Consider the following 21,292-nt stretch of genomic DNA (forward strand, 5'->3'; position numbering starts at 1 on the left):
CGCGGATTAAAAGGGCAATGGTAAATGCCGAGTTAGGATTTGATGACACTTATGTTACAAGGCACTGTTATTTAACGTCTTTAACCGGGCTATAGCCGAATGCCTGCTGCGCCAGCCGCACCACCGCCGGATCAGCCGCCGGAAAGTCCATCGGCACCAGCTTCTCAAGCCGATCTGCGACATAGGTCAGAGCCGCGATCCGGCCTGCCTTGCGATCATTATTGTCGATCACATGCCAGCGCGCGCCCTTCTTGTCGGTCTTATCGAACATATCTTCCAGCGCTTCGAGATAGTCCGGCCGCCGTGCCCGATTGCGATAATCGTCCGCGCCGGTCTTCCACCGCTTCCACGGCGTGTCGAGCCGCTGGGCGAGTTGCTCGTCCTGCGTCTTCTGCGTGATATGGACGAACAGTTTGACGAAGTTCGTCCCCGCATCGATCTGCTGACGTTCGAAGGCGTTGATCTCGTCATAGGCGCGCTTCCATTCCGCCTTGGAGCAGAAGCCCTCGACCCGCTCGACCAGCACCCGGCCATACCAGCTGCGGTCGAAGACGGCGATGTTCTTGCCCGCAGGAAGCCGGGTCCAGAAGCGCCAGAGGAAATGACGGTCCCGCTCTTCCTGCGTCGGCGCGAAGATCGGGTGGACATGATAATAGCGCGGGTCCCATTCAGCGGTCATCCGCTTGATGATCCCGCCCTTCCCCGCCGCGTCCCAGCCTTCGAACAGGATGACGCTGCGCCGGTCGTGGATGACATGCGCGACCTGGATTTTGGCGAGCCGCTTCTGAACGTCGGACAGCGCCTGATCATAATCGCCCTCGAACGGCGCGCCCTTTTCATAGTCGGAAAGATCGATCGCCATTCTCCGCTCCCGAATAGCAAAGCCCCGCCCCTGTTAGAGAACAGGGACGGGGCTTTAACAAGTCGGCAAGCGAATTGGTTTCAGGCCTTGGCCTGTGGCTCCACCACGCGGATGTTGAGCTCGCGGAGCTGCTTGAACTCTGCCGCGCTCGGCGCGCCCATCAGCAGGTCCTCGGCGCGCTGGTTCATCGGGAACAGCGTGATCTCCCGCAGATTCTGCGCGCCGCAGAGCAGCATCACGATGCGGTCGACGCCCGCCGCCATGCCGCCATGGGGCGGCGCGCCGTACTGGAACGCGCGGTAGAGGCCGCCGAAGCGCTCCTCGACATCCTGCTGGCTGAGGCCCACCTTTTCGAACGCCTTGACCATCAGTTCGGGCGACTGGTTGCGGATCGACCCGGACGCGATCTCATAGCCGTTGCAGACCATATCATATTGATAGGCGTTGATCGTCAGCGGGTCCTGGTTGTTGAGCGCCTCTAGCCCGCCCTGCGGCATGGAAAAGGGGTTGTGCGCGAAGTCGATCGACTTCGTCTCCTCATCATATTCGTAGAAGGGAAAATCGACGATCCAGCACAATTCGAACCGGTCCTTGTCGATCAGGTCCAGCTGCTCGCCCACGCGAATGCGCGCGAGGCCGGCCAGCTTCGCCGCCTGGCTTTCCTTGCCCGCCGCGAAGAACACGCCATCATTGGGGCCAAGGCCCAGCGCCTCGATCAGCTTGGCGGTGCGATCCTCGCCATGATTCTTGGCGATCGGGCCGCCCGGCACACCGTCCTTGATGTTGATGTAGCCAAGGCCCGAATAGCCTTCGCTGCGCGCCCAATTATTCATGTCATCGAAGAATTTGCGGCTGCCCGCGCCCGCACCGGGCGCCGGGATCGCGCGGATCACGCTGCCGCTATCCACCAGCGAGGCGAAGATGCCGAAGCCCGATCCCACGAAATGCTCCGTCACGTCGGTGATCAGGATCGGGTTGCGCAGGTCGGGCTTGTCCGAGCCGTATTTCAGCATGGCTTCGGCATGGGGAATGCGCGGGAAGCTGCCCGCCGGGGTCACCGGCTTACCCTCGGCGAATGCCTCGAACACCTGAGCGATCACGGGCTCCATCGTATTCCACACGTCTTCCTGCGTGACGAAGCTCATTTCGAGGTCAAGCTGGTAGAATTCGCCGGGCAGACGGTCGGCGCGCGGGTCCTCGTCACGGAAGCAGGGCGCGATCTGGAAATAACGGTCGAAGCCCGCGACCATCAGCAACTGCTTATATTGCTGCGGCGCCTGCGGCAGGGCGTAGAACTTCCCGGCATGAATTCGGCTCGGCACCAGAAAGTCGCGCGCGCCTTCGGGGCTGCTCGCGGTCAGGATCGGTGTCGAATATTCGGTGAAGCCTGCCCCTTCCATCCGCCGGCGCATGTCGGAGATGATCTTGGTGCGCTTCACGATGTTCGCATGCAGCGTCTCGCGCCGCAGGTCAAGGAAGCGGTAGCGCAGGCGGATATCCTCGGGATATTCCTGCTCGCCCGCCACCGGCAGCGGCAGCTCCGCAGCGGCGGAGAGCACCGTCACGCTGTCGGCGACGATCTCGATCTCGCCGGTCGCCATCCGGGGATTGATCGCCTCGGCCGCGCGCGCGACCACCTTGCCTTCGATCGTCACCACCGATTCGAGCCGCAGCGTCTCCAGCACCTTCAGCGGCCCGCTGTCCGCCTTCGCCACGATCTGGGTGATGCCATAATGATCGCGCAGGTCGACGAACAGCACGCCGCCATGATCGCGCTTGCGATGGACCCAGCCGGAAACCCGCACGTCATTGCCCACCTCAGCCGTCGTGAGGGCGCCGCAGGTGTGGGTGCGATAGGCGTGCATGGCGTTTAGCTTCTTTCAGTTTCGTTTTACGGAAATGACAAATTGTTGAAGCCCCGCTATGGGCGGTCTTGTCGAATAGCGACGAGCCCGCCGGGGAGCGGGCCAGCCCATAATAAGATCGAAGACCATATGCAAATCCATCCGCTGATTACTGACAGCAAGACTCTCGCCCAATTCTGCGCCCGTATCGCCAAATCGCCATACATTGCGGTCGATACCGAGTTCATGCGCGAAAACAGCTACTGGCCCGATCTCTGCCTCGTACAGGTCGCCGACTCCAACGAAGCGGCCGCGATCGATCCCAAGGCGGCCGGCCTCGACCTGTCCCCGCTGCTCGACCTGATGGTCGACAATGAGGATGTGCTGAAGGTCTTTCACGCCGGCGGCCAGGACCTTGAGATCATCTACAATCTGACCGGCAAGACGCCGCACCCGATGTTCGACACGCAGATTGCGGCCATGGCGCTCGGCCTTGGCGAGCAGATCGGCTACGGCAATCTGGTCGATGCCTGGCTCGGCGTGCAGCTCGACAAGGGCGCACGCTTCACCGACTGGGCGCGCCGCCCGCTCGACAAGCGCCAGATCGACTATGCGATCGGCGATGTCACCTATCTCATCCAGATTTTCCCCAAAATGCTGGAGGAACTGCGCCGCACCGGTCGGGGCGACTGGCTGGATCAGGAGATGGAGCGGATCAGTGACGCTTCCAATTATGAGAACAAGCCGGAGGATGCCTGGCAGCGCGTTCGCATCGCCAGCCGCAAGGCCGATGTTCTCGGTCGGTTGAAGGCGCTCGCCGCCTGGCGCGAGATCGAGGCCCAGGACAAGAATCTCCCCCGCGGCCGCATCGTCAAGGATGAGACGCTGGCCGACATCGCCAGCCACCCGCCGCGTGCGCAGGAGGATCTGGGCAAGGTGCGCGGCCTTTCCGCCACCTGGAAGACCAACGACATCGGCGCTCGCCTGATGCAGGCGCTTTCCAGCCACAAGCCGCTTGGCAAGGAGGAAATGCCCGAGCGCGATCCCAAGCGCCCCGGCCTTGGCAAGGACGGTGCGCTGGTGGCGGACCTGCTCAAGCTGCTGCTCAAGATCCGGTCGCGCGACATCAACGTCGCCGCCCGCCTGATCGCCCGCAGCGACGATATCGACGCGCTGGCCGCCGGGGTGCGGGACGACCTCTCGATCCTGGAGGGCTGGCGCTATGAACAGTTCGGCCGCGATGCGGTCGATCTGGTGGAGGGCCGCCTTGCCTTTGCGGTCAGAAATGGCCGTCTCAAAATGACGCGCACCGAATAGGAGAGCAGCCGATGCGGATAACGGCGATGATCCTTTTGCCTCTGCTGGCGGCTTGCTCGGGCATGCAGGACGACCGCCCTGCCATCCCGTCAGAGACGGGCGAAGGCTCTTGCCGGAACGAAGGGCTCGACGGCTTCATCGGCCAGACCGCCAGCGCCGATCTCGGCGCGCGGCTGCTCGACGCATCGAGGGCGCGGACCCTGCGCTGGGGCGCACCGGGCATGGCGATGACGATGGATTTTCGCGCCGACCGCCTCACCGTCAGCTATGATGAGAAAATGCTGATCACTTCCGCGCGCTGCGGCTGAACGCAAGCTCCCGTCAGGATCGTCCGGCGACGGAGCTCTGCAGGCTGGCTTCGAAAATCGCAGGGCGATTCCGACGGCGGAACGGGATATCCAACCGCGCCTGCGCCCCCGCGCGCCATAGCCACTCCATCGGCCCCAGCAGGAAATAGCGCCGCCACCAGATCGCCAGCGGAACCTGCGCCAACCCTGCCCCCAGTCCCAGCAGCACGGCTTCTTTCACGCCGATTGCGTCGCATAATCCCACGCCGAAATGATAGAATAGCGGCACAAGCAACAGTGATTGGCCGATGTAGAAGGTGAGGGAGAGCCGCCCCAACGCGCAGAATGGTTGAAGCAATTTGCGCATGGGGCCGCTCCACAATGTCCGGAACAGCAGCAGATAAGCGAAGCTGGTGAGTAGGTCGGTCCAGCTTTCGACCAGCAGTTTCTGCCTTGCCGCTTCCGTCTCCGTGCCGATCCATCCTCGTGGGAAATAGAGCTTGCTGGCGATCAGCGCAGCCATCGCTGCCCCCGCAAGCAGCAGCAGGCGGCGCATCGGCCAGGGCGCGAACGCGCCATCCTCGAAAAACCCTGTTCGGCCGAGGATCACGCCGATCAGCGCATAGCCGATCGTCTGAAGCGCGCGGCCCGACGCCAGCAGATAGGCCCATTTGTTCGCCTCGCCGGTCCAGGCATTCACCCGGATCACATCCGCCAACGACCCTGTGGCATAGACATGCCCGGCAATGTCCGTCCCCATATTCTGCGCGTTCGCCTGGACCGGAGCCACCCCATGGACGAGGCCGACCAGCATGAACGGCTGCGCGAAGCAGAGAAGCGCCGCGGCCAGCAACAGCCGGCGCGGCCCGATTGCCAGCATCGGCAGCAGCAGCAGTCCCACGATCGCCAGCGTCGTCAATATGTCGTCGCGATACAGAAGGCTATGGGCATACCCGATAGCCGCCAGCACGATCATCCGCCGGCCGGAGACAACGGTAGCGGCGCTGCGGGCGCCATTGAGTTGCCCGCTCGCGACCCTATGGCAGCTGAAGCCGAAGCAGATGGCGAGCAACGCGAACATCTTGCCCGCCAGGGCGCCATGGATGCCGCTCTGCATCAGCGAAGTGATGGTGGGGCCGCCCGCCGTGCAGTCATAATGTTCCTGGACATGGACAAGCGCGATTCCGACCAGCGCCAAGCCGCGCAGGGCATCGACTGACCCTATCCTGTCAATGCTGCCGATGGGGCGACTGCCCACCACCATTGCGCCATCCCTCCGTCCCGACCCTGCGATTTTGCAGAAGCCAAGCGCGCGAAAGAATAGGCATTTTCAACGACGGGTTATGAACGGTACGCCTTTCAGGATCACCCGCGCCTTCCGCTCAACATTCCAGGCCGACCAGCATGCCGCTGCCGATCCGGCCGACATGGCGCTTGCCGTCGATCTCCAGCCAGTCGGGGGTCACTTCCAGCCGGCGTCCGCGGATAGTGGTGCGCAGATGCTCCACCGCGATGCGGTTGCGCGCGACGATGCGCAGGATGGCGAGCCCATCTCCCCGCGCCGCCATCATGCTGTAGCGGTCGCCGCGCAGCAGGAAGTGCCAACTGCCATCGCTCGGCATCCACTCATTGCCTTCGACCACCTGAACCGGCTCGCCATCGGCATCGCCCAGGCGGACGCTGATGCGGGTGGCGCCATTGCTCCGGCGCGGCGGCGCGAAGATCAGGATCGGCTCGCCCTCCAGAGTGAGCGGGATCGGCGTGTCCTTCAGCAGGCGCGAGCCGCCCAGGATCAGCGCCGGCAGATCAGGCGAAAAAGGCAGCCGGTCCCGCGCGAAATGGCGCTGGCGCACGACCGGGTTGGTGTGAAAGCCCTGGACCTGCATCGGGGTCAGCCGCCCCTCCTCCACCAGCCCGTGGCAAGTGGGGCAGAGCAAGGTCGCTCCGTTGCCGTCGGGCAGACGCAGATAGCGGTAGATGGTGACGCCGCAGCGCACGCAGGCAAAGCCGCAGGCCTGCCGAATATCCTCGCGCTGCTGCGCCGAAAGCTCCGACAGCGACGACATCACACGCAAGCCCATGCACGAAGATCCCTTGCAAGCACCCGTCCGCGCGAAGCGCGCCGACGTGCCGTTCAGCGTCCTTCCTGCTGGCGGGGTGCTCTCAAAGGCCCCTTATGTTGACCATCGTTGCCGTAAAAACGATCAAGTCAAGCAGAACCGCCAAATCCTCTATCGCTGGGGCAGCAGGTCCAGATTGCGCGATGCCGCAATGTCGCGGATTCGGCCTGGCCGCGGCATCGACCGGATCGCAATTTCCGCTACGTCTCCCGCGCTGAACAGCTCGACATTGCCGACATCGAAAATACGCTGTCCCAATGTCTGGGTAATGCGGACGCTGCGGATGCTCGACAGCGCGATTTCGGTCCGCTGTTTCGACAAGAGGCCGCGTTCCATCAGCACCTCCCGATCGCTGAGCGCCAGCCGCTCGCCCTTGGCCATGATCCACCAGACGGTGATCGCCACTATGCCGATCACCGAAATGAGCAGCAGCAGGAACAGGAAGGGATGCGCCCGGAACATCGCCGGATGCTCATCATACAGCCAGCCCGTGCTCATTCTGCCTCCTGCTCATGACCGGGTGCATTGATCATGGAAGGCGCGTCGAGGTCAAGAAAGGCCGCACCGCAAATGGCTGCTTTTACATCAACGCGGGCGTTGAAGCCAAGATGGCGCCACTGCACAACGCCGTTCGGATGATGCTCGCCCTCGCCGCCGGCGAACTCAGCGAGGAGGAAACCGTCGCCTGGTTCCGCGACCATGTGGCGGCGGCGGAGCAGGCTTCAGCTCTCATCCCCCATGCGCAGCGCGGCGATGAAGGCCTCCTGCGGAATCTGCACGCTGCCATATTCGCGCATCCGCTTCTTGCCCTCTTTCTGCTTCTCCAGCAGCTTTTTCTTGCGGGTGATGTCGCCGCCATAGCATTTGGCGGTCACATCCTTGCGCATCGCCGCGATCGTCTCGCGCGCGATCACCTTGCCGCCGATCGCCGCCTGGATCGGGATCTTGAACAGGTGGCGGGGGATCAGGTCCTTCAAGCGCTCGCACATATGCCGCCCGCGCGCTTCCGCGGCGCTGCGGTGAACGATCATGCTCAGCGCATCGACCGGCTCATTATTGACGAGGATGCTCATCTTGACCAGGTCGCCCTCGCGCGTGCCGATCTGGTGATAGTCGAAGCTCGCATAGCCACGGCTGATCGACTTCAGCCGGTCATAGAAATCGAACACCACCTCATTGAGCGGCAGTTCATAGGTCACCTGCGCACGCCCGCCGACATAGGTCAGGTTCTTCTGTATGCCGCGCCGATCCTGGCAGAGCTTCAGGATCGACCCCAGATATTCGTCGGGGCAGTAGATCACCGCCTCGATCCAAGGCTCCTCGATCATCTCGATATGGTTCGGATCGGGCATGTCAGCGGGATTGTGCAGATGGCGCACCGTCCCGTCCTTCATATGCATCTCATAAACCACCGAGGGGGCGGTGGTGATGAGGTCCAGATCATATTCGCGCGTCAACCGCTCCTGGATGATCTCCAGATGCAGCAGCCCCAGGAAACCGCAGCGGAAGCCGAAGCCGAGCGCGGCCGACGTCTCCATCTCGAAGGAGAAGGACGCGTCGTTCAGCCGCAGCTTGGAAATCGAATCGCGCAGCTTCTCGAAATCATTGGCATCGACCGGGAAGAGCCCGCAGAACACCACCGGCTGCACTTCCTTGAAACCCGGCAGCGGATTGGCCGCCGGATTCTTGACTGTGGTGATGGTATCGCCGACGCGGGTCTGGCTGATGTCCTTGATCTGCGCAGTGATGAAGCCGATCTCGCCGGGGCCAAGCTCGGGCAGGGCCTCGATCTTGGGCCGCATGCAGCCGACGCGGTCGATCAGATGCTCGGTGCCGCCGATCATGAACTTGATGTTCTGGCCCTTCTTGATGACGCCGTTGACGACGCGCACCAAAATCACGACGCCCAGATAAGGATCGTACCAGCTGTCGACCAGCATCGCCTCCAGCGGCGCATTCCGATCACCCTTGGGCGGAGGGATCTTCGCGACGATGGCTTCCAGCACCTCGTCGATGCCTATGCCGGACTTGGCGCTCGCCAGCACCGCTTCCGACGCGTCGAGGCCGATCACCTCCTCGATTTCCGCGCGAACCTTTTCCGGTTCGGCGGCGGGCAGGTCGATCTTGTTCAGGACGGGCACGATCTCATGATCATGCTCGATCGACTGATAGACGTTAGCCAGCGTCTGCGCTTCCACCCCCTGTGCGGCGTCCACCACCAGCAGCGCGCCCTCGCAAGCTGCCAGCGAGCGGCTGACCTCATAGGCGAAGTCGACATGGCCCGGCGTGTCCATGAGGTTGAGTTCATAGGTTTCGCCATTCTTCGCGACATAATCCAGGCGCACCGTCTGCGCCTTGATGGTGATGCCCCGCTCCTTCTCGATATCCATATTATCGAGCACCTGCGCGCTCATCTCCCGGTCGGTGAGGCCGCCGGTGCGCTGGATCAGCCGGTCGGCCAGCGTCGACTTGCCATGGTCGATATGGGCGATGATCGAAAAGTTGCGGATATGCGAAAGGTCGGTCATGGCCCGCGCCGATAGCAGCCATTTGCGCCCCTGTCAGCAGCGCTCGCGCGGCGTCGGCGCACTCTTGGTAATCAGGACGATATCCATTCGCTTCGCTTGAATGGTACCGCTGTTGTGCTAGACCCTTGCCCGGATAACGGGGCGCCAAACACAGAAAGATTTTTGGCAACATTCAGGGGTGCATGACATGCGTGTTTTCACGAAGCTCGTTGCTGCCGCAGCCGGTCTGGCTGTAGCGGCTTCTCCGGCAGCGGCCGCCGACAAGGGATCGTCCGCCCGCCAGCAGCAGGCCAAGAAAACGGCCGAAATCCCTCACTGCACCCGCCGCCTCGGGACGGTCGCCATTGTCGAGCCCGACAATCAGTGGTGGCGTGAACTGAACCTTGGCAGCCCGGAGGCGATCCTCAAGGTCTTCATCCAGCAGTCCGGCTGCTTCGGCATCGTCAACCGCGGCCGCGCGATGGCAAGCCGCAACATGGAGCGCGCGATGGCTGACTCCGGTGAATTGCAGGCCGGCTCCAATCTCGGCAAGGGTCAGGTGAAGGCGGCGGATTATTATCTGCAGCCCGACATCGTCTCCTCCAACAAGAATAGCGGCGGTAACGCGCTTGGCGGCATGCTCGGCGGCTTCCTCGGCGGCCGGACGCTCGGCGCACTGGCCGGCGGCATCTCGATCAAGAAGAGCGAGGCGAACGTTACGCTGTCGATCGTCAACGCCCGCACGACCGAGGAAGAGGCGCTGACGGAAGGCTATTCCCGCAAGTCGGACCTCAGCTTCGGCGGTGGCGGCGGCGCTGGCTGGTGGGGCGGTTTGGCGGCGGTCGGTGGTGGCGGCTACCAGAACACCGAAATCGGCCAGGTCATCGTGCTCGCCTATCTGGACGCTTACACCAAGCTGGTCACCCAGTTGGGGGGCCTGCCCGCCAACGCGGCGGCAGCCGCGCCCCGCGCCCAGTAAGCGGACAAGCCTCAGTCTCGAAAGGCGTTGCCGATCTGTCGGCAGCGCTCTTTTCACGTCCGGCCGGACAGAGGCTCTCCAACAGGCGAACTCCGGCGCTCTCGCCACCAGCCCAATATCGCCTCCCCGGCCGGACGCTCGACCAGCCGGTTGATCGCTGTGCCGAGCGTCAGCGCCACCAGGAAAGCTGCTACAAAACTAGCCCAAGGGCTGTAGCCCGCCTGCGCCATCTTCAGCATCACGACGAAGCCGACATGCTGGTGGATGAGGTAGAAGGAATAGCTGATCCCGCCCATCCACAACAGCGGCCGCACGCTCAGGAAACGCAGCCTCCCCCGGATCAGCGCTGCGAACATTACCAGCATGATGACGGCAGCCAGCGTGATGTCCCAGCTGTCGATCGTCGCCACAGAGAGCAGCGCCGCTCCGGCATAGGGTGCCTGCCGCCGCCAGCTGCGCTGCCCCGCCCAAATGCGATAGGCCAGCATGCCGATCATGAAGAAGGGCAGATAGCGCAGCACCAGCAGCATGACGACCCGCTCGGGCATGGCGGGCCACAGCCAATAGAGCCAGCGCACCGCCAGCCAGCCGAGCAGCACGCGCTCGATGCGCTTGAGGCCCGCCCATCGCCAGATCGCCGCCATGCAGAGATAAAAGGCGATCTCAACCGTCAGCGTCCAGTAGGCGCCGTCCACTTCGGGGAGGAAGGCAAAGCCCTGCAGCATCGTCACATTGGCCAGGATCGCGCCCGGCCCGATCAGCAGTTGCGACATGCGGGCCAGATATTCGATCGCAAGCGTCATCAGCATCGCGGCGAGATAGGCCGGGTAAAGCCGTGCCGCGCGACGAACGGCGAAATCCGCCACGTTCCCGATTCGCTCCAGCGTGAAGAAGATCGCAAAACCCGAGATGGCGAAGAACAGCAACACCCGGTAATTGCCGCCCGGAAAACTGAACGGCACATGCGCGGCCTGCGGAAACAGCTCATGAAAGCGCGTCGAATAATGGAAGACCAGCACGCATAGCGCACCGATACCACGCAGCGCGTCCAGTTCCGTCAGTCGGTTGCGGAAACGGTGCGACCCATCCATGCGCGCTGCATAGCAACCAACCAGCAACAATTCAGTTAATATCGTGGTTAACCAAGGGAATGGAACGGTTCCCTTCAACAGGGGGAACCAAGCAGACGCGGAGATCGGGCAGAAGCCTGAATGCCGCTAAGTCCTTCCCCCGGTTCGTCCATGTCGACGAATAAGGATCGCGCGCGCCGTTGTGCGCGTGCTCCGACCGGCTCAGCACAGTCAGGATGGAGCAGGCGGCAGAACGAAATCGACTTAGCTGCCATTGCCTCACCGTCACCCCGGGCTCGACCCGGGGTCCCGCTTCTCTTCAAAATCTGCCCCCGCCTAAGAAGCGAACCCGGAGCAGGCCCGGGGGTGACGGAGTAGGAAGTGCCTGCAAACACCCGTCGCCGCCCTTCCCGCCAAGGCGGCAATCCATCTCCCCCATCTGGATCCTGAGCTGCGCCTGTAGATGCACCCCCAGGCCCTCGCGATCCTCGCCGCAAAAAAAATCCGCCAATTGCCCATATGCGCGGAATGCGCCATTTTGCCGCATCCTCCTCCCTGCCCCTTCGCAAGGACCATGACTCATGATGACGCTCTACGACGCCTTCGTACCCGGCTGTCTCCAGTTACTGGGCTCGCTATCGGAACTGATCGACAAGGCAGAGGCTCATTGCAGCGAGCAGTCGCTCCCCGCCGAACGGCTGATCGAGGCCAGGCTCGCTCCGGACATGTTCGACTTCGCCTATCAGGTCAAAAGCTGCGCGGTTCACTCGATCGGCGCGATCCGTGGCGTGCAGAATGGCAATTTCTCACCCGACACTGCGCCATCTCCCACTAGCTTCGACGGGCTTAAAGCGCGGGTAGCTGAAGCCGTCAACGACCTCCGCGGGCTCAGCCGGGACGACGTGGAAAGCCTCAGCGACAAGCCGCTGACATTCACCATCGGCGACAAATTGCGCTTGGATTTCATAGGGCAGGATTTCCTGATGAGCTTTTCCCAGCCCAACTTCTATTTCCACGCGACCACCGCATATGACATCCTGCGCGCCAACGGTGTCTCCATCGGCAAGCGGCACTATCTCGGGGCAGTTCGAAAGCTGGCATAACATGGCGCGTGCCGGCCGTGCGACGATGAACCGCTGAGAGAATCTTCGCGGGAGCGCTACCGCTTGCGACGATTGCCGCCGTCTTCGGCAGCGCGCCTCAGCCCTTGCAGCTGCTCGGCCAGTACCTTGTCGACGCCCGGTGCCAGCTTCGCCGCGTCCATGCGCATATAGCCGCCGACGACATAGCTGAGCGCGACCCGGGCGCCGTTGGCGGTGGGTTCGATGTCGAAGGTCAATATACCCGTTACCGCCTCCGATTGCAGCGGGCCAAGCGCTCCGGAGATGCGCAGCTTCTTCCCGGGCGCGGCGTAGAGGACGCGGCCATGCTCTACGCCTCCCCCCGCTGGCAGGCTCTCGCAGAAGCAGCCGCCCGCGACCGGATCAAGCGTCAGCTTCGCCGCGCTTCCACCATAGCTATGTTCCCCGCTCCACCAGAGCGCTGGCCGCCCGAGCATCTCGTAGACCGCGCCGGGCGCCGCCGCGATCTCGACGCTATTCTCGACTACGAAACCCTTCTCTCCGCTGCTCGTGACAGCAGAATGGGCCGGCGCGGCCATCACCGCACCGGCCCACGCCAAAGCCTTGATCATCCGCATGTGCACCTCCCTCCTGAAGCGGAGGGAAGGATAGCTCAGCCCTTCTTGCCGTCCAATATGGCGGCGATCGCGATCGTCACGTCGTCCATCTCCGCCATGCCGTCGACCCGCGACACGATAGCGCGCGCTTCGTAGATCGGCAGGATCGGCGCGGTCTTGGCACGATATTCGGCCATGCGGGTGCGCACGGTATCCTCATTGTCGTCGGGCCGGCGCTTGAACTCATGCGCATGGCACTTGTCGCACTCGCCCTCGACCTTGGGCTGCTTGAAGCTGTCGTGATAGCCTTCGCCGCAATTCGCGCAGGTGAAGCGGCCGGTGATGCGCTCGACCAGCGCATCCTCGTTCACGTCCAGTTCGATGACATGATCGAGCGTGCGGCCGCGATCCGACAGGATGCTGTCGAGCGAATGGGCCTGCGCCTCCGTCCGCGGATAGCCGTCGAAAATGACGCCCGTCTCGGCAGGCAGCGCGTCCAGCGCTTCGCCGATGATGCCCGACACGATCTCGTCCGACACCAGTTCACCGGCTTCCATCACCGCCTTCGCCTTCAGGCCGATCGGCGTACCGGCCTTCACCGCCGCGCGCAGCATGTCGCCCGTCGAAAGCTGAACCATGCCCCGGCTGTCGACCAGACGGGTCGCCTGCGTTCCCTTGCCGGCGCCCGGAGGCCCAAGCAGAATGATATTCATTGGGCGAACACTCCCCTATTTTGTGCCCGAGGCCCTGCGCCCTTTTAGCGCAGACGCCCCTTCAGCTTCGCCTTCTTGATCAGATCGCCATATTGATGCGCAAGCAAATGGCTCTGGATCTGCGTGACGGTATCGACCGTAACATTGACCACGATGAGCAGGCTAGTCCCGCCGAGATAGAAGGGAATGCCCGCCCGCGCGATCACGAATTCCGGCACCAGGCAGATGAAGGCCAGATAGGCCGCGCCGATGACGGTGATGCGCGTCAGCACATAGTCCAGATAATTCTCGGTATTCTTGCCCGGACGGATGCCCGGGATGAAGCCGCCGTTGCGCTTCAGGTTGTCGGCCGTCTCTTCCGGATTGAACACCACAGCGGTGTAGAAGAAGCAGAAGAAGACGATGCCAAGTCCGTAGAGCGCCATGTAGACGGGGCTGCCGTGCGACAGATACTGGTTCAGCGTCAGCACGAAATCGCCGAGCTTGCTCTCGCCCGCGACGGTCTGCCCCGCGAACTGCGAGATGGTGAGCGGCATCAGCAGCAGCGAGCTGGCGAAGATCGGCGGAATGACGCCCGCCGTGTTGACCTTGAGCGGCAGATGGCTGCGGTCGGCCTGCATCAGCCCCTGGCGCGTCTGGCGCTTGGGATATTGGATCAGCACGCGTCGCTGCGCCCGCTCCATGAAGCAGATGAAAGCGATGAGGCCGAAGCCCAGCACAATTACGAGGACAATCACGAGGCCCGAGATCGCGCCGGTGCTGCTCGACTTGAACAGATTGCTCAGCGTCACCGGCAGCTGCGCGACGATGCCGGCCATGATGATCAGCGACACCCCGTTACCGATCCCGCGCGAGGTGATCTGCTCACCCAGCCACATCAGGAACATGGTGCCGCCAATCAGGGACACCACCGCCGCGATCCGGAACAGGAAGCCTGGATCGACCACCGCCTGCACGCCCGACTGAGCGCCGAAGCTTTCAAGGCCAACCGCAATGAAATAGCCCTGCACCGCGGTCAGGCCGACCGTGCCATAGCGCGTATATTGGTTGAGCTTCTTGCGCCCGCTCTCGCCTTCCTTCTTGATCGCCGCGAGTTGCGGCGAGAGGCTGGCGGCGAGCTGCACCACGATCGATGCGGTGATATACGGCATCACGCCGAGCGCGATGAGGCTCATGCGCGAGAGCGAACCGCCGGAAAAAGTGTTGAAGATGTCCAGCACGCCGCCGTTGGTCTGCTTGTACAGCTGCGACAGCGCGGTCGGATCGACGCCCGGCAGCGGCACGAAGCTCAGGAAGCGGAAGACGATCAGCGCGCCCAGCGTGAACCACAGGCGCTTCTTGAGGTCGGTCGCCTGGCTGAACTTCGCCAGGCTGAGATTGGATGCGAGCTGGTCGGCTCTCGATGCCATCTTGGCTGCCCTTCAAAACATCTTGCCGGAGTCACGCTCCGGCTGGAATCGTCGCCTGCCTTAGAGGCTGTCCCCACCGGATGCAAACACCCGTTGCGGAACAGCAAGCCCCCAAACAGATGACCCCGCCGGCCCATATCGGGCAGCGGGGTCATGCTTGCAAGACTTGAGGCAGATCAGGCCTTCGCAGCGGCCTTCTTGGCGGCAAGGGCGGTGCCCTTCTTCGCCTTCGCCTTTTCAGCTGCGGGGACGACTTCGATCACGTCGACCTTGCCGCCCGCCTTCTCAACCGCCTCAACAGCGCCCTTGGACGCGCCGGCAACGAGCAGGTTGACCTTGGCGGTCAGTTCACCCTTGCCGAGCAGGCGAACGCCGTCCTTGCCGCCACGGGCCAGGGCAGCGGCCTTCAGCGCGGCATGGTCGATGGTCGCATTGGCGTCCAGCTTGCCGGCATCGATCGCCTTCTGCACCGCGCCGAGGTTCACGATCGCGTAATCCTTGGCGAAGATGTTGTTGAAGCCGCGCTTCGGCAAACGCATGTGGAGCGGCATCTGGCCACCCTCGAAGCCGTTGATGCTGACGCCCGAACGCGCCTTCGCACCCTTCTGGCCGCGACCGGCGGTCTTGCCCTTGCCCGAGCCGATACCACGGCCGACGCGCATCCGGCCCTTCCGGGCACCGGCATTGTCATTGAGTTCGTTAAGCTTGGTCATGTCGTGCACTCGCTTTCGCTATGTTCGCGCAGTCCCGACTATCTGTCCGGGACAACTTAGAGGGCGCGCCAGTAGCGCCCTTTCCCAAAAAACGAAAGAGGGGTTTCCCCCTCTCCCGCTTCATTCCTGTCAGGTCGAAAGGCTTAGCCCTCGACCACCTGCACCATGTGCGGCAGCTTCTTGATCGCACCGCGGACTTCCGCCGTGTCTTCCAGCTCCACCACGCGGTGCATCTTGCCAAGGCCCAGGCCGATCAGAATCTTCTTCTGGTCGGCGGGGCGGCGGATCGGCGAACCGATCTGCTTGATCTTGATCTTCGCCATGTCGTCTTACTCCGCAATCGCTTCGGCATCAGCCTGCGCGACTTCGGCCGAGGCGCCGCCGCGACGCAGAAGGTCGGCGACCTTCTTGCCACGGCGCTGCGCCACCGACTTGGGGCTGGTCTGCTCGCCCAGCGCCGCGAAGGTCGCACGGATCATGTTATAGGGGTTGGACGTGCCATTCGACTTGGTCACCACGTCAGCGACGCCAAGGCTTTCGAACACGGCGCGCATCGGACCACCGGCGATGATGCCCGTACCGGCAGGCGCCGAACGAACCGTCACCTTGCCCGCACCGAAATGGCCAAGGCCGTCATGGTGCAGCGTGCGGCCTTCCTTCAGCGGAACGCGAACCATCGCCTTCTTGGCCGAAGCGGTCGCCTTGCTGATGGCTTCAGGCACTTCGCGCGCCTTGCCATGGCCGAAGCCCGCACGGCCCTTGCCGTCGCCGACAACGACCAGAGCCGCGAAGCCGAAGCGCTTACCGCCCTTGACGGTCTTGGAGACGCGGTTGATGTGAACCAGCTTCTCGATCAGCTCTTCGCCCTGTTCCTCGTCGCGGTTGCCGCGACGGTCGTCGCGACGGCCACGGCCGCCACGCTCGCCACGGTTGCGATCGCCGCCACGGCCACGGCCGCGACCGGGACCACGGCCCTCGGTCTGCTGCTCGCCGCCTTCGACAGCGGCGGGTGCGCCCGGCTGGGCTTGGATATCGTTTTCGTCAGCCATGATCAGAACTCCAGCCCGGCTTCACGGGCCGCATCGGCCAGCGCCTTGACGCGGCCATGGAACAGGAAACCACCACGGTCGAACACGACCTTGGTGACGCCGGCAGCGGTCGCCGCGGCGGCGACGCGCTTGCCGACTTCAGCGGCGGCCTGCGAGGTGGCACCGGTCTGGCCACGCACATCCTTGTCCAGGGTCGAGGCCGAAGCCAGGGTCTTGCCCTGCGCATCGTCGATGACCTGGGCGTAGATGTGACGGCCCGAACGGTGGACGCTGAGGCGGGGCTTGTGGCCCGAAACAGCCTTGAGCGCGGTGCGGACGCGGCGACGACGCCGCGCGAAGAGGGAAAGCTTTGCCATCTTACTTCTTCTTCCCTTCCTTGCGGAAGATGAACTCGCCGGCGTACTTGATACCCTTGCCCTTATAGGGTTCGGGCTTGCGCCAGCGGCGGATCTCGGCGGCAACCTGACCCACCTTCTGCTTATCGATGCCGCTGATCTCGACCGTGGTGTTATCCGGGGTCTTGATCTCAATGCCCTCGGGCACCGGGAAATCGACGTCATGCGAATAGCCGAGCTTCAGGTTCAGCACCTTGCCCTTGGCATCCGCGCGGTAGCCGACACCGGTGATGAGCAGCTTCTTCGTATAGCCCTCGGTCACGCCGGTGATCAGGTTGGCGACCAGGGTGCGCTGCATGCCCCAGAAAGCGCGAGCGCGCTTGCTGTCATTGGCAGGCTTCACCGCGATCACACCGTCTTCGATGCTATAGGTGACTTCGTCCGCCAGCGGCAGCGACAGGGTGCCCTTGGGGCCCTTCACCGACAGCTGACCGCCTTCGATCGACGCGGTGACGCCCGCAGGGACGGCAACCGGCTTCTTACCAGTACGGCTCATCAGAACACCTCCGCCAGCACTTCGCCGCCGACATTCTGCTCGCGCGCTTCGGCGTCGGACAGAACGCCACGGGGCGTCGAGACAATGGTGATGCCCAGGCCATTGCGGATCACCGGCAGTTCCTTGGAACCCGAGTAAACGCGGCGGCCGGGCTTGGAGACGCGGGCGACATGCTTGATCGCCGGCTGGCCTTCGAAATATTTGAGCTCAATGCGCAAGCCGGGGTGCTTGCCGAGGGCTTCCTCGGAATAGCCGCGGATGTAGCCTTCGCGCTGGAGCACGTCGAGCACGCGGGCGCGGAGCTTGGAAGCCGGGGACACAACGCTGTCCTTCTTCGCCTGCTGCCCGTTGCGGATGCGGGTGAGCATATCACCCAAGGGATCGGTCAATGCCATCTCAAATGATCCTTACCAGCTCGACTTGGTGACGCCGGGGATCAGGCCCTTGTTGGCCAGATCACGCAGCTGCACGCGGCAGAGGCGGAATTTGCGGTAATAAGCGCGGGGACGCCCCGTCAGCTCGCAGCGGTTCCGAATGCGGGTCGGATTGCCGTTGCGGGGAATCTCCGCCATCTTCAGACGCGCGATCAGACGATCGCTGTCATCGGCCGCGGTATCATTCGCGATCGCCTTGAGCTTCGCATAACGGCCGGCATATTTCTTCACCAGCTTCTTGCGGCGCTCGTTCTTGTTGATCGAACTCAGTTTCGCCATGACTTAAGTTCTCTTCCTTAGCTTAGGCTTGTGGGAGAGAAGCGGGGCCTGTTCAGGCCGCCTGCTTCTCTTCGAGCGGGAAGGGGAAACCGAAGAGACGCAGCAGTTCGCGCGCTTCCTCGTCCGTCTTCGCCGTGGTGGTCACGATGATGTCCATGCCGCGCACCTTGTCGATGCGGTCATAGTTGATCTCCGGGAAGATCAGCTGCTCCTTGATGCCGAAGGCATAGTTGCCACGGCCGTCGAAGCTCTTCGGGTTCAGACCACGGAAGTCGCGCACGCGGGGCAGAGCGATGTTGATCAGGCGATCAAGGAACTCGTACATGCGCTCGCGGCGCAGCGTGACCTTGGCGCCGATCGGCATGCCTTCACGCAGCTTGAACTGCGCGATCGACTTGCGGGCCTTGGTGATCACCGGCTTCTGCCCTGCGATCAGTTCCATTTCTTCGGCGGCCTGCGTGACCTTCTTCTTGTCCTGGGTCGCTTCGCCCACGCCCATGTTGAGCGTGATCTTCTCGATCTTCGGAACCTGCATGACGTTCGCGTAGCCGAACTTCTCGGTCATCGCCTTGGCGATCTCGGCGTCATACTGCGCCTTAGAGCGCGGAATGTACTTGTCGCTCATTACAGCACCTCACCCGACTTGACGGCGACGCGGACCTTCTTGCCGTCGCGATCCTCGAAACGGACGCGGGTCGGCTTGCCATCCTTGTCGGCGACAGCGACGTTCGAAATGTGGAGCGGCGCGGGCTTGCGCTCGATGCCGCCCTGCGGGTTCGCCTGGTCAGGCTTGCGGTGACGCGCATGCACGTTGATGCCTTCCACCAGGACCTTGTCGTCCTTGGGCAGCACCTGCAGGACGGCGCCGGTACGACCCTTGTCCTTGCCGGCCAGGACGACGACCTTGTCGCCCTTCTTGATTCTAGCAGCGCTCATTACAGCACCTCGGGGGCAAGCGAGATGATCTTCATGTGCTTCTTGGCGCGCAGTTCGCGAACGACCGGGCCGAAGATACGGGTGCCGATCGGCTCCTCGTTCTTGTTGATGAGCACAGCGGCATTGCCGTCGAAGCGAATCACGCTGCCATCAGCGCGACGCACGTCCTTGGCGGTGCGCACGATGACGGCGCGATGCACGTCACCCTTCTTCACCTTGCCACGAGGCGCAGCTTCCTTGATCGAGACGACGATGATGTCGCCTACGCTCGCGAAGCGACGCTTCGAGCCGCCCAGCACCTTGATGCACTGGACGCGCTTGGCGCCGCTGTTGTCAGCGACGTCAAGATTGGATTGCATCTGGATCATGGATCCGGTTCCTTCTTATTTGGCCTACCGGGACAATTCCCGGCGGTTCCGAATTCTTGTGCCTAGAGCCTTTGGCGAACGTCTGACTCGTCCGAAGACGAGCCATCTGACTCTACGCGAAGCGCGGGCCTGTAACCCTTTCCCGTGGAAAAGGCCAGCCCCGCGCCGCACTTTTTACCTAAAGGCTCAGCGAGCCTCCCTTAAGCCGCCGTTTCCGGGGACTTGTGGGTGTCCACGCGCTCGATGACCTTCCAGGTCTTGAGCTTGGAAATCGGGGCGGTTTCCTCGATGCGGACCGTCTCGCCTTCCTTGTAGACATTGCCCTCGTCATGGGCGTGGTATTTCTTCGACCGGCGGATGATCTTGCCGTAGAGCGCATGCTTAACCTTGCGCTCTACGCGAACCACCACCGTCTTGTCGGTCTTGTCGGAAACCACCGTTCCCGTCAGCACGCGCTTGGGCATCGTGTGATTTCCTTCTTACTTCGCAGCCGAGCGCGAACGCTCGGACTGAAGGGTCTTGATCTGCGCGATCGACCGGCGGACTTCACGCACCCGGCTGGGCTTTTCCAGCTGGTTGGTGGCCGCCTGGAAGCGCAGGTTGAACTGCTCGCGCTTCAGGTTGTTCAGTTCGATCGACAGTTCGTCGTCCGACTTGGTCTTGAGGTCAGCTACATTCGCCACGGATTAACCCTCCAGGTGGGAGGTGTCGCCGAGGCGAGCGACAACCTTCGTCTTGATCGGCAGCTTCATCGCGGCGCGCGAGAAAGCCTCTGCTGCGAGCGGACCGGGCACGCCGTCCAGTTCGAACAGGATGCGGCCCGGCTTGACGCGAGCTGCCCAATATTCGACCGAACCCTTACCCTTACCCTGACGGACTTCGGCGGGCTTCTTCGACACCGGCACGTCAGGGAACACGCGGATCCACAGACGGCCCTGACGACGAAGGTGACGCTGGATCGCGCGGCGAGCCGCCTCGATCTGGCGGGCGGTGACGCGCTCGGGTTCCAGAGCCTTCAGACCATAGGCGCCGAAGTTCAGAGCCGAACCGCCCTTGGCGTCGCCCTTGATCCGGCCCTTGAAGGTCTTGCGGAACTTCATTTTTTTCGGTTGCAGCATGACGCTATACCTACCTTATTCTCAGCGCGCCGGGCGCACGCCGGAGGTCTGAGCCTCCAGCATCAGCCGGTCGGTCGCGAACGGATCATGGCCGAGAATCTCGCCCTTGAAGATCCACACCTTGATGCCGCAGACGCCATAGGCGGTGTGCGCGGTAGCTTCGGCATAATCGACGTTCGCACGCAGCGTGTGCAGCGGAACGCGGCCTTCGCGATACCATTCGACACGCGCGATCTCCGCGCCGCCCAGACGGCCGCCGCAGGTGATCTTGATGCCCTCGGCGCCCAAACGCAGGGCCGACTGCACCGCGCGCTTCATCGCACGGCGGAACGCCACGCGGCGCTCCAGCTGATCGGCAATGCCCTGCGCAACGAGCTTGGAATCGATTTCCGGCTTGCGGATTTCGACGATGTTCAGGCTGACGTCCGACGAGGTCAGGCTGCCCAGCTTCTTGCGCAGCTTCTCGATGTCCGCGCCCTTCTTGCCGATGATGACACCGGGACGGGCAGCGTAGATCGACACGCGGCACAGCTTGGCGGGACGCTCGATCACGACCTTGGAGATCGCGGCCTGCGGCAGGTTCTTCATGATATACTGGCGGATCTTCAGATCCTCCAGCAGCAGGCGGCCATAGTCGGCGCCTTCGGCGAACCAGCGGCTGTCCCAGGTACGGTTGATCTGCAGGCGCAGACCGATCGGATTGCTCTTGTGACCCATG

The 21,292-nt window shown here is 63.0% G+C and carries 29 protein-coding genes; 4 read left to right on the plus strand and 25 right to left on the minus strand.

What is annotated here, in order from left to right; translation table 11 throughout:
* Window positions 1-67: 67 nt before the first annotated feature.
* Together L858_RS0105155 and aspS are read right to left on the minus strand one after the other, a co-directional pair.
* Window positions 68-862, minus strand: coding sequence for a polyphosphate kinase 2 family protein (locus tag L858_RS0105155; protein WP_022682085.1), 795 nt, complete (start codon window positions 860-862; stop codon window positions 68-70).
* Between the two features lie 80 nt (window positions 863-942).
* Window positions 943-2,727 (minus strand): aspartate--tRNA ligase, encoded by a 1,785-nt coding sequence (aspS, locus tag L858_RS0105160; protein WP_022682086.1) that lies wholly within the window; start codon window positions 2,725-2,727, stop codon window positions 943-945.
* Between the two features lie 129 nt (window positions 2,728-2,856).
* Between aspS and rnd the strand changes: the two genes are divergently transcribed.
* Both rnd and L858_RS0105170 read left to right on the plus strand, forming a co-directional pair.
* The gene (gene rnd / locus L858_RS0105165; RefSeq protein ID WP_022682087.1) at window positions 2,857-4,023 is read left to right on the plus strand and encodes a ribonuclease D; all 1,167 of its coding nucleotides are present in this window, start codon (window positions 2,857-2,859) and stop codon (window positions 4,021-4,023) included.
* Between the two features lie 11 nt (window positions 4,024-4,034).
* A complete protein-coding gene (locus L858_RS0105170; protein WP_022682088.1) occupies window positions 4,035-4,331 on the plus strand; it encodes an I78 family peptidase inhibitor in 297 nt (98 codons plus the stop codon).
* 13 nt (window positions 4,332-4,344) lie between these two features.
* On the opposite strand, the gene L858_RS19670 is transcribed toward L858_RS0105170, so the two are convergent.
* From L858_RS19670 to lepA, 5 genes are all read right to left on the minus strand, one after another.
* Window positions 4,345-5,574: a DUF418 domain-containing protein gene (locus L858_RS19670; RefSeq protein WP_022682089.1), complete on the minus strand. Its 1,230-nt coding sequence runs from the start codon at window positions 5,572-5,574 to the stop codon at window positions 4,345-4,347.
* 118 nt (window positions 5,575-5,692) lie between these two features.
* The gene (locus tag L858_RS0105180; RefSeq protein ID WP_028055840.1) at window positions 5,693-6,376 is read right to left on the minus strand and encodes a hypothetical protein; all 684 of its coding nucleotides are present in this window, start codon (window positions 6,374-6,376) and stop codon (window positions 5,693-5,695) included.
* 165 nt (window positions 6,377-6,541) lie between these two features.
* Window positions 6,542-6,928: a PH domain-containing protein gene (locus tag L858_RS0105185; protein WP_022682091.1), complete on the minus strand. Its 387-nt coding sequence runs from the start codon at window positions 6,926-6,928 to the stop codon at window positions 6,542-6,544.
* A complete protein-coding gene (locus tag L858_RS21925; RefSeq protein WP_022682092.1) occupies window positions 6,925-7,131 on the minus strand; it encodes a hypothetical protein in 207 nt (68 codons plus the stop codon). Before L858_RS21925 ends, L858_RS0105185 begins: the two co-directional genes overlap by 4 nt.
* Window positions 7,132-7,152: 21 nt before the next feature.
* Window positions 7,153-8,958 (minus strand): translation elongation factor 4, encoded by a 1,806-nt coding sequence (lepA, locus tag L858_RS0105195; protein WP_022682093.1) that lies wholly within the window; start codon window positions 8,956-8,958, stop codon window positions 7,153-7,155.
* Window positions 8,959-9,145: 187 nt separating this feature from the next.
* On the opposite strand from lepA, the gene L858_RS0105200 reads away from it, so the two are divergent.
* Window positions 9,146-9,916 carry a CsgG/HfaB family protein gene (locus tag L858_RS0105200; RefSeq protein WP_022682094.1) on the plus strand — a complete coding sequence of 257 codons (771 nt, stop codon included), beginning with the start codon at window positions 9,146-9,148 and terminating at the stop codon, window positions 9,914-9,916.
* Window positions 9,917-9,969: 53 nt separating this feature from the next.
* Here the strand turns inward: L858_RS0105200 and L858_RS0105205 are convergent, their stop codons facing one another.
* A complete protein-coding gene (locus L858_RS0105205) occupies window positions 9,970-11,007 on the minus strand; it encodes an acyltransferase family protein (RefSeq protein ID WP_022682095.1) in 1,038 nt (345 codons plus the stop codon).
* A gap of 560 nt (window positions 11,008-11,567) precedes the next feature.
* Here L858_RS0105205 and L858_RS0105215 point away from each other — a divergent pair.
* Window positions 11,568-12,089 carry a DUF1993 domain-containing protein gene (locus L858_RS0105215; protein WP_022682097.1) on the plus strand — a complete coding sequence of 174 codons (522 nt, stop codon included), beginning with the start codon at window positions 11,568-11,570 and terminating at the stop codon, window positions 12,087-12,089.
* 56 nt (window positions 12,090-12,145) lie between these two features.
* Here L858_RS0105215 and L858_RS0105220 read toward each other — a convergent pair whose 3' ends face one another.
* The 17 genes from L858_RS0105220 to rpsC form a co-directional block, all read right to left on the minus strand.
* Window positions 12,146-12,685 (minus strand): SRPBCC family protein, encoded by a 540-nt coding sequence (locus tag L858_RS0105220; protein ID WP_022682098.1) that lies wholly within the window; start codon window positions 12,683-12,685, stop codon window positions 12,146-12,148.
* Window positions 12,686-12,720: 35 nt separating this feature from the next.
* Complete coding sequence (locus L858_RS0105225; RefSeq protein ID WP_022682099.1) at window positions 12,721-13,377, minus strand: adenylate kinase; 657 nt, start codon at window positions 13,375-13,377, stop codon at window positions 12,721-12,723.
* 44 nt (window positions 13,378-13,421) lie between these two features.
* Window positions 13,422-14,786: a preprotein translocase subunit SecY gene (gene secY / locus L858_RS0105230; RefSeq protein WP_022682100.1), complete on the minus strand. Its 1,365-nt coding sequence runs from the start codon at window positions 14,784-14,786 to the stop codon at window positions 13,422-13,424.
* A 176-nt stretch (window positions 14,787-14,962) separates the two neighbouring features.
* A complete protein-coding gene (rplO, locus tag L858_RS0105235) occupies window positions 14,963-15,499 on the minus strand; it encodes a 50S ribosomal protein L15 (protein WP_022682101.1) in 537 nt (178 codons plus the stop codon).
* 143 nt (window positions 15,500-15,642) lie between these two features.
* The gene (gene rpmD, locus L858_RS0105240) at window positions 15,643-15,822 is read right to left on the minus strand and encodes a 50S ribosomal protein L30 (RefSeq protein ID WP_022682102.1); all 180 of its coding nucleotides are present in this window, start codon (window positions 15,820-15,822) and stop codon (window positions 15,643-15,645) included.
* 6 nt (window positions 15,823-15,828) lie between these two features.
* Window positions 15,829-16,548 (minus strand): 30S ribosomal protein S5, encoded by a 720-nt coding sequence (gene rpsE, locus L858_RS0105245; RefSeq protein WP_022682103.1) that lies wholly within the window; start codon window positions 16,546-16,548, stop codon window positions 15,829-15,831.
* Window positions 16,549-16,550: 2 nt separating this feature from the next.
* Window positions 16,551-16,904, minus strand: a complete 354-nt coding sequence (rplR, locus tag L858_RS0105250; RefSeq protein WP_022682104.1) for a 50S ribosomal protein L18 — start codon at window positions 16,902-16,904, stop codon at window positions 16,551-16,553.
* A gap of 1 nt (window position 16,905) precedes the next feature.
* Window positions 16,906-17,439: a 50S ribosomal protein L6 gene (gene rplF / locus L858_RS0105255; protein ID WP_022682105.1), complete on the minus strand. Its 534-nt coding sequence runs from the start codon at window positions 17,437-17,439 to the stop codon at window positions 16,906-16,908.
* Window positions 17,439-17,834 carry a 30S ribosomal protein S8 gene (gene rpsH, locus L858_RS0105260; protein WP_022682106.1) on the minus strand — a complete coding sequence of 132 codons (396 nt, stop codon included), beginning with the start codon at window positions 17,832-17,834 and terminating at the stop codon, window positions 17,439-17,441. Before rpsH ends, rplF begins: the two co-directional genes overlap by 1 nt.
* 12 nt (window positions 17,835-17,846) lie before the next feature.
* Complete coding sequence (gene rpsN, locus L858_RS0105265; protein WP_009820643.1) at window positions 17,847-18,152, minus strand: 30S ribosomal protein S14; 306 nt, start codon at window positions 18,150-18,152, stop codon at window positions 17,847-17,849.
* A 52-nt stretch (window positions 18,153-18,204) separates the two neighbouring features.
* Window positions 18,205-18,777: a 50S ribosomal protein L5 gene (gene rplE / locus L858_RS0105270; protein ID WP_022682107.1), complete on the minus strand. Its 573-nt coding sequence runs from the start codon at window positions 18,775-18,777 to the stop codon at window positions 18,205-18,207.
* Window positions 18,777-19,088, minus strand: a complete 312-nt coding sequence (rplX, locus tag L858_RS0105275) for a 50S ribosomal protein L24 (RefSeq protein WP_022682108.1) — start codon at window positions 19,086-19,088, stop codon at window positions 18,777-18,779. Before rplX ends, rplE begins: the two co-directional genes overlap by 1 nt.
* Window positions 19,088-19,456, minus strand: coding sequence for a 50S ribosomal protein L14 (gene rplN, locus L858_RS0105280; RefSeq protein WP_007686569.1), 369 nt, complete (start codon window positions 19,454-19,456; stop codon window positions 19,088-19,090). Before rplN ends, rplX begins: the two co-directional genes overlap by 1 nt.
* Before the next feature lie 200 nt (window positions 19,457-19,656).
* Window positions 19,657-19,920, minus strand: a complete 264-nt coding sequence (rpsQ, locus tag L858_RS0105285; RefSeq protein ID WP_006960320.1) for a 30S ribosomal protein S17 — start codon at window positions 19,918-19,920, stop codon at window positions 19,657-19,659.
* Window positions 19,921-19,935: 15 nt separating this feature from the next.
* On the minus strand, window positions 19,936-20,139 hold the full coding sequence (gene rpmC, locus L858_RS0105290; RefSeq protein ID WP_022682109.1) for a 50S ribosomal protein L29: 204 nt from the start codon (window positions 20,137-20,139) through the stop codon (window positions 19,936-19,938).
* Window positions 20,140-20,142: 3 nt separating this feature from the next.
* Window positions 20,143-20,574: a 50S ribosomal protein L16 gene (gene rplP / locus L858_RS0105295; RefSeq protein ID WP_007686573.1), complete on the minus strand. Its 432-nt coding sequence runs from the start codon at window positions 20,572-20,574 to the stop codon at window positions 20,143-20,145.
* 21 nt (window positions 20,575-20,595) lie between these two features.
* The gene (rpsC, locus tag L858_RS0105300; RefSeq protein ID WP_022682110.1) at window positions 20,596-21,291 is read right to left on the minus strand and encodes a 30S ribosomal protein S3; all 696 of its coding nucleotides are present in this window, start codon (window positions 21,289-21,291) and stop codon (window positions 20,596-20,598) included.
* Window position 21,292: the final 1 nt, after the last annotated feature.

The sequence above is a fragment of the Sphingobium bisphenolivorans genome (assembly GCF_000412635.1).
GTDB classification, from domain to species: Bacteria; Pseudomonadota; Alphaproteobacteria; order Sphingomonadales; family Sphingomonadaceae; genus Sphingobium; species Sphingobium bisphenolivorans.

Coding starts and splice junctions, on each gene's coding strand:
- L858_RS0105155 (WP_022682085.1), bottom strand. CDS start 862: ATGGCGATCGATCTTTCCGACTATGAAAAGGGCGCGCCGTTCGAGGGC.
- aspS (WP_022682086.1), bottom strand. CDS start 2,727: ATGCACGCCTATCGCACCCACACCTGCGGCGCCCTCACGACGGCTGAG.
- rnd (WP_022682087.1), top strand. CDS start 2,857: ATGCAAATCCATCCGCTGATTACTGACAGCAAGACTCTCGCCCAATTC.
- L858_RS0105170 (WP_022682088.1), top strand. CDS start 4,035: ATGCGGATAACGGCGATGATCCTTTTGCCTCTGCTGGCGGCTTGCTCG.
- L858_RS19670 (WP_022682089.1), bottom strand. CDS start 5,574: ATGGTGGTGGGCAGTCGCCCCATCGGCAGCATTGACAGGATAGGGTCA.
- L858_RS0105180 (WP_028055840.1), bottom strand. CDS start 6,376: ATGTCGTCGCTGTCGGAGCTTTCGGCGCAGCAGCGCGAGGATATTCGG.
- L858_RS0105185 (WP_022682091.1), bottom strand. CDS start 6,928: ATGAGCACGGGCTGGCTGTATGATGAGCATCCGGCGATGTTCCGGGCG.
- L858_RS21925 (WP_022682092.1), bottom strand. CDS start 7,131: ATGGTCGCGGAACCAGGCGACGGTTTCCTCCTCGCTGAGTTCGCCGGC.
- lepA (WP_022682093.1), bottom strand. CDS start 8,958: ATGACCGACCTTTCGCATATCCGCAACTTTTCGATCATCGCCCATATC.
- L858_RS0105200 (WP_022682094.1), top strand. CDS start 9,146: ATGCGTGTTTTCACGAAGCTCGTTGCTGCCGCAGCCGGTCTGGCTGTA.
- L858_RS0105205 (WP_022682095.1), bottom strand. CDS start 11,007: ATGGATGGGTCGCACCGTTTCCGCAACCGACTGACGGAACTGGACGCG.
- L858_RS0105215 (WP_022682097.1), top strand. CDS start 11,568: ATGATGACGCTCTACGACGCCTTCGTACCCGGCTGTCTCCAGTTACTG.
- L858_RS0105220 (WP_022682098.1), bottom strand. CDS start 12,685: ATGCGGATGATCAAGGCTTTGGCGTGGGCCGGTGCGGTGATGGCCGCG.
- L858_RS0105225 (WP_022682099.1), bottom strand. CDS start 13,377: ATGAATATCATTCTGCTTGGGCCTCCGGGCGCCGGCAAGGGAACGCAG.
- secY (WP_022682100.1), bottom strand. CDS start 14,786: ATGGCATCGAGAGCCGACCAGCTCGCATCCAATCTCAGCCTGGCGAAG.
- rplO (WP_022682101.1), bottom strand. CDS start 15,499: ATGACCAAGCTTAACGAACTCAATGACAATGCCGGTGCCCGGAAGGGC.
- rpmD (WP_022682102.1), bottom strand. CDS start 15,822: ATGGCGAAGATCAAGATCAAGCAGATCGGTTCGCCGATCCGCCGCCCC.
- rpsE (WP_022682103.1), bottom strand. CDS start 16,548: ATGGCTGACGAAAACGATATCCAAGCCCAGCCGGGCGCACCCGCCGCT.
- rplR (WP_022682104.1), bottom strand. CDS start 16,904: ATGGCAAAGCTTTCCCTCTTCGCGCGGCGTCGTCGCCGCGTCCGCACC.
- rplF (WP_022682105.1), bottom strand. CDS start 17,439: ATGAGCCGTACTGGTAAGAAGCCGGTTGCCGTCCCTGCGGGCGTCACC.
- rpsH (WP_022682106.1), bottom strand. CDS start 17,834: ATGGCATTGACCGATCCCTTGGGTGATATGCTCACCCGCATCCGCAAC.
- rpsN (WP_009820643.1), bottom strand. CDS start 18,152: ATGGCGAAACTGAGTTCGATCAACAAGAACGAGCGCCGCAAGAAGCTG.
- rplE (WP_022682107.1), bottom strand. CDS start 18,777: ATGAGCGACAAGTACATTCCGCGCTCTAAGGCGCAGTATGACGCCGAG.
- rplX (WP_022682108.1), bottom strand. CDS start 19,088: ATGAGCGCTGCTAGAATCAAGAAGGGCGACAAGGTCGTCGTCCTGGCC.
- rplN (WP_007686569.1), bottom strand. CDS start 19,456: ATGATCCAGATGCAATCCAATCTTGACGTCGCTGACAACAGCGGCGCC.
- rpsQ (WP_006960320.1), bottom strand. CDS start 19,920: ATGCCCAAGCGCGTGCTGACGGGAACGGTGGTTTCCGACAAGACCGAC.
- rplP (WP_007686573.1), bottom strand. CDS start 20,574: ATGCTGCAACCGAAAAAAATGAAGTTCCGCAAGACCTTCAAGGGCCGG.
- rpsC (WP_022682110.1), bottom strand. CDS start 21,291: ATGGGTCACAAGAGCAATCCGATCGGTCTGCGCCTGCAGATCAACCGT.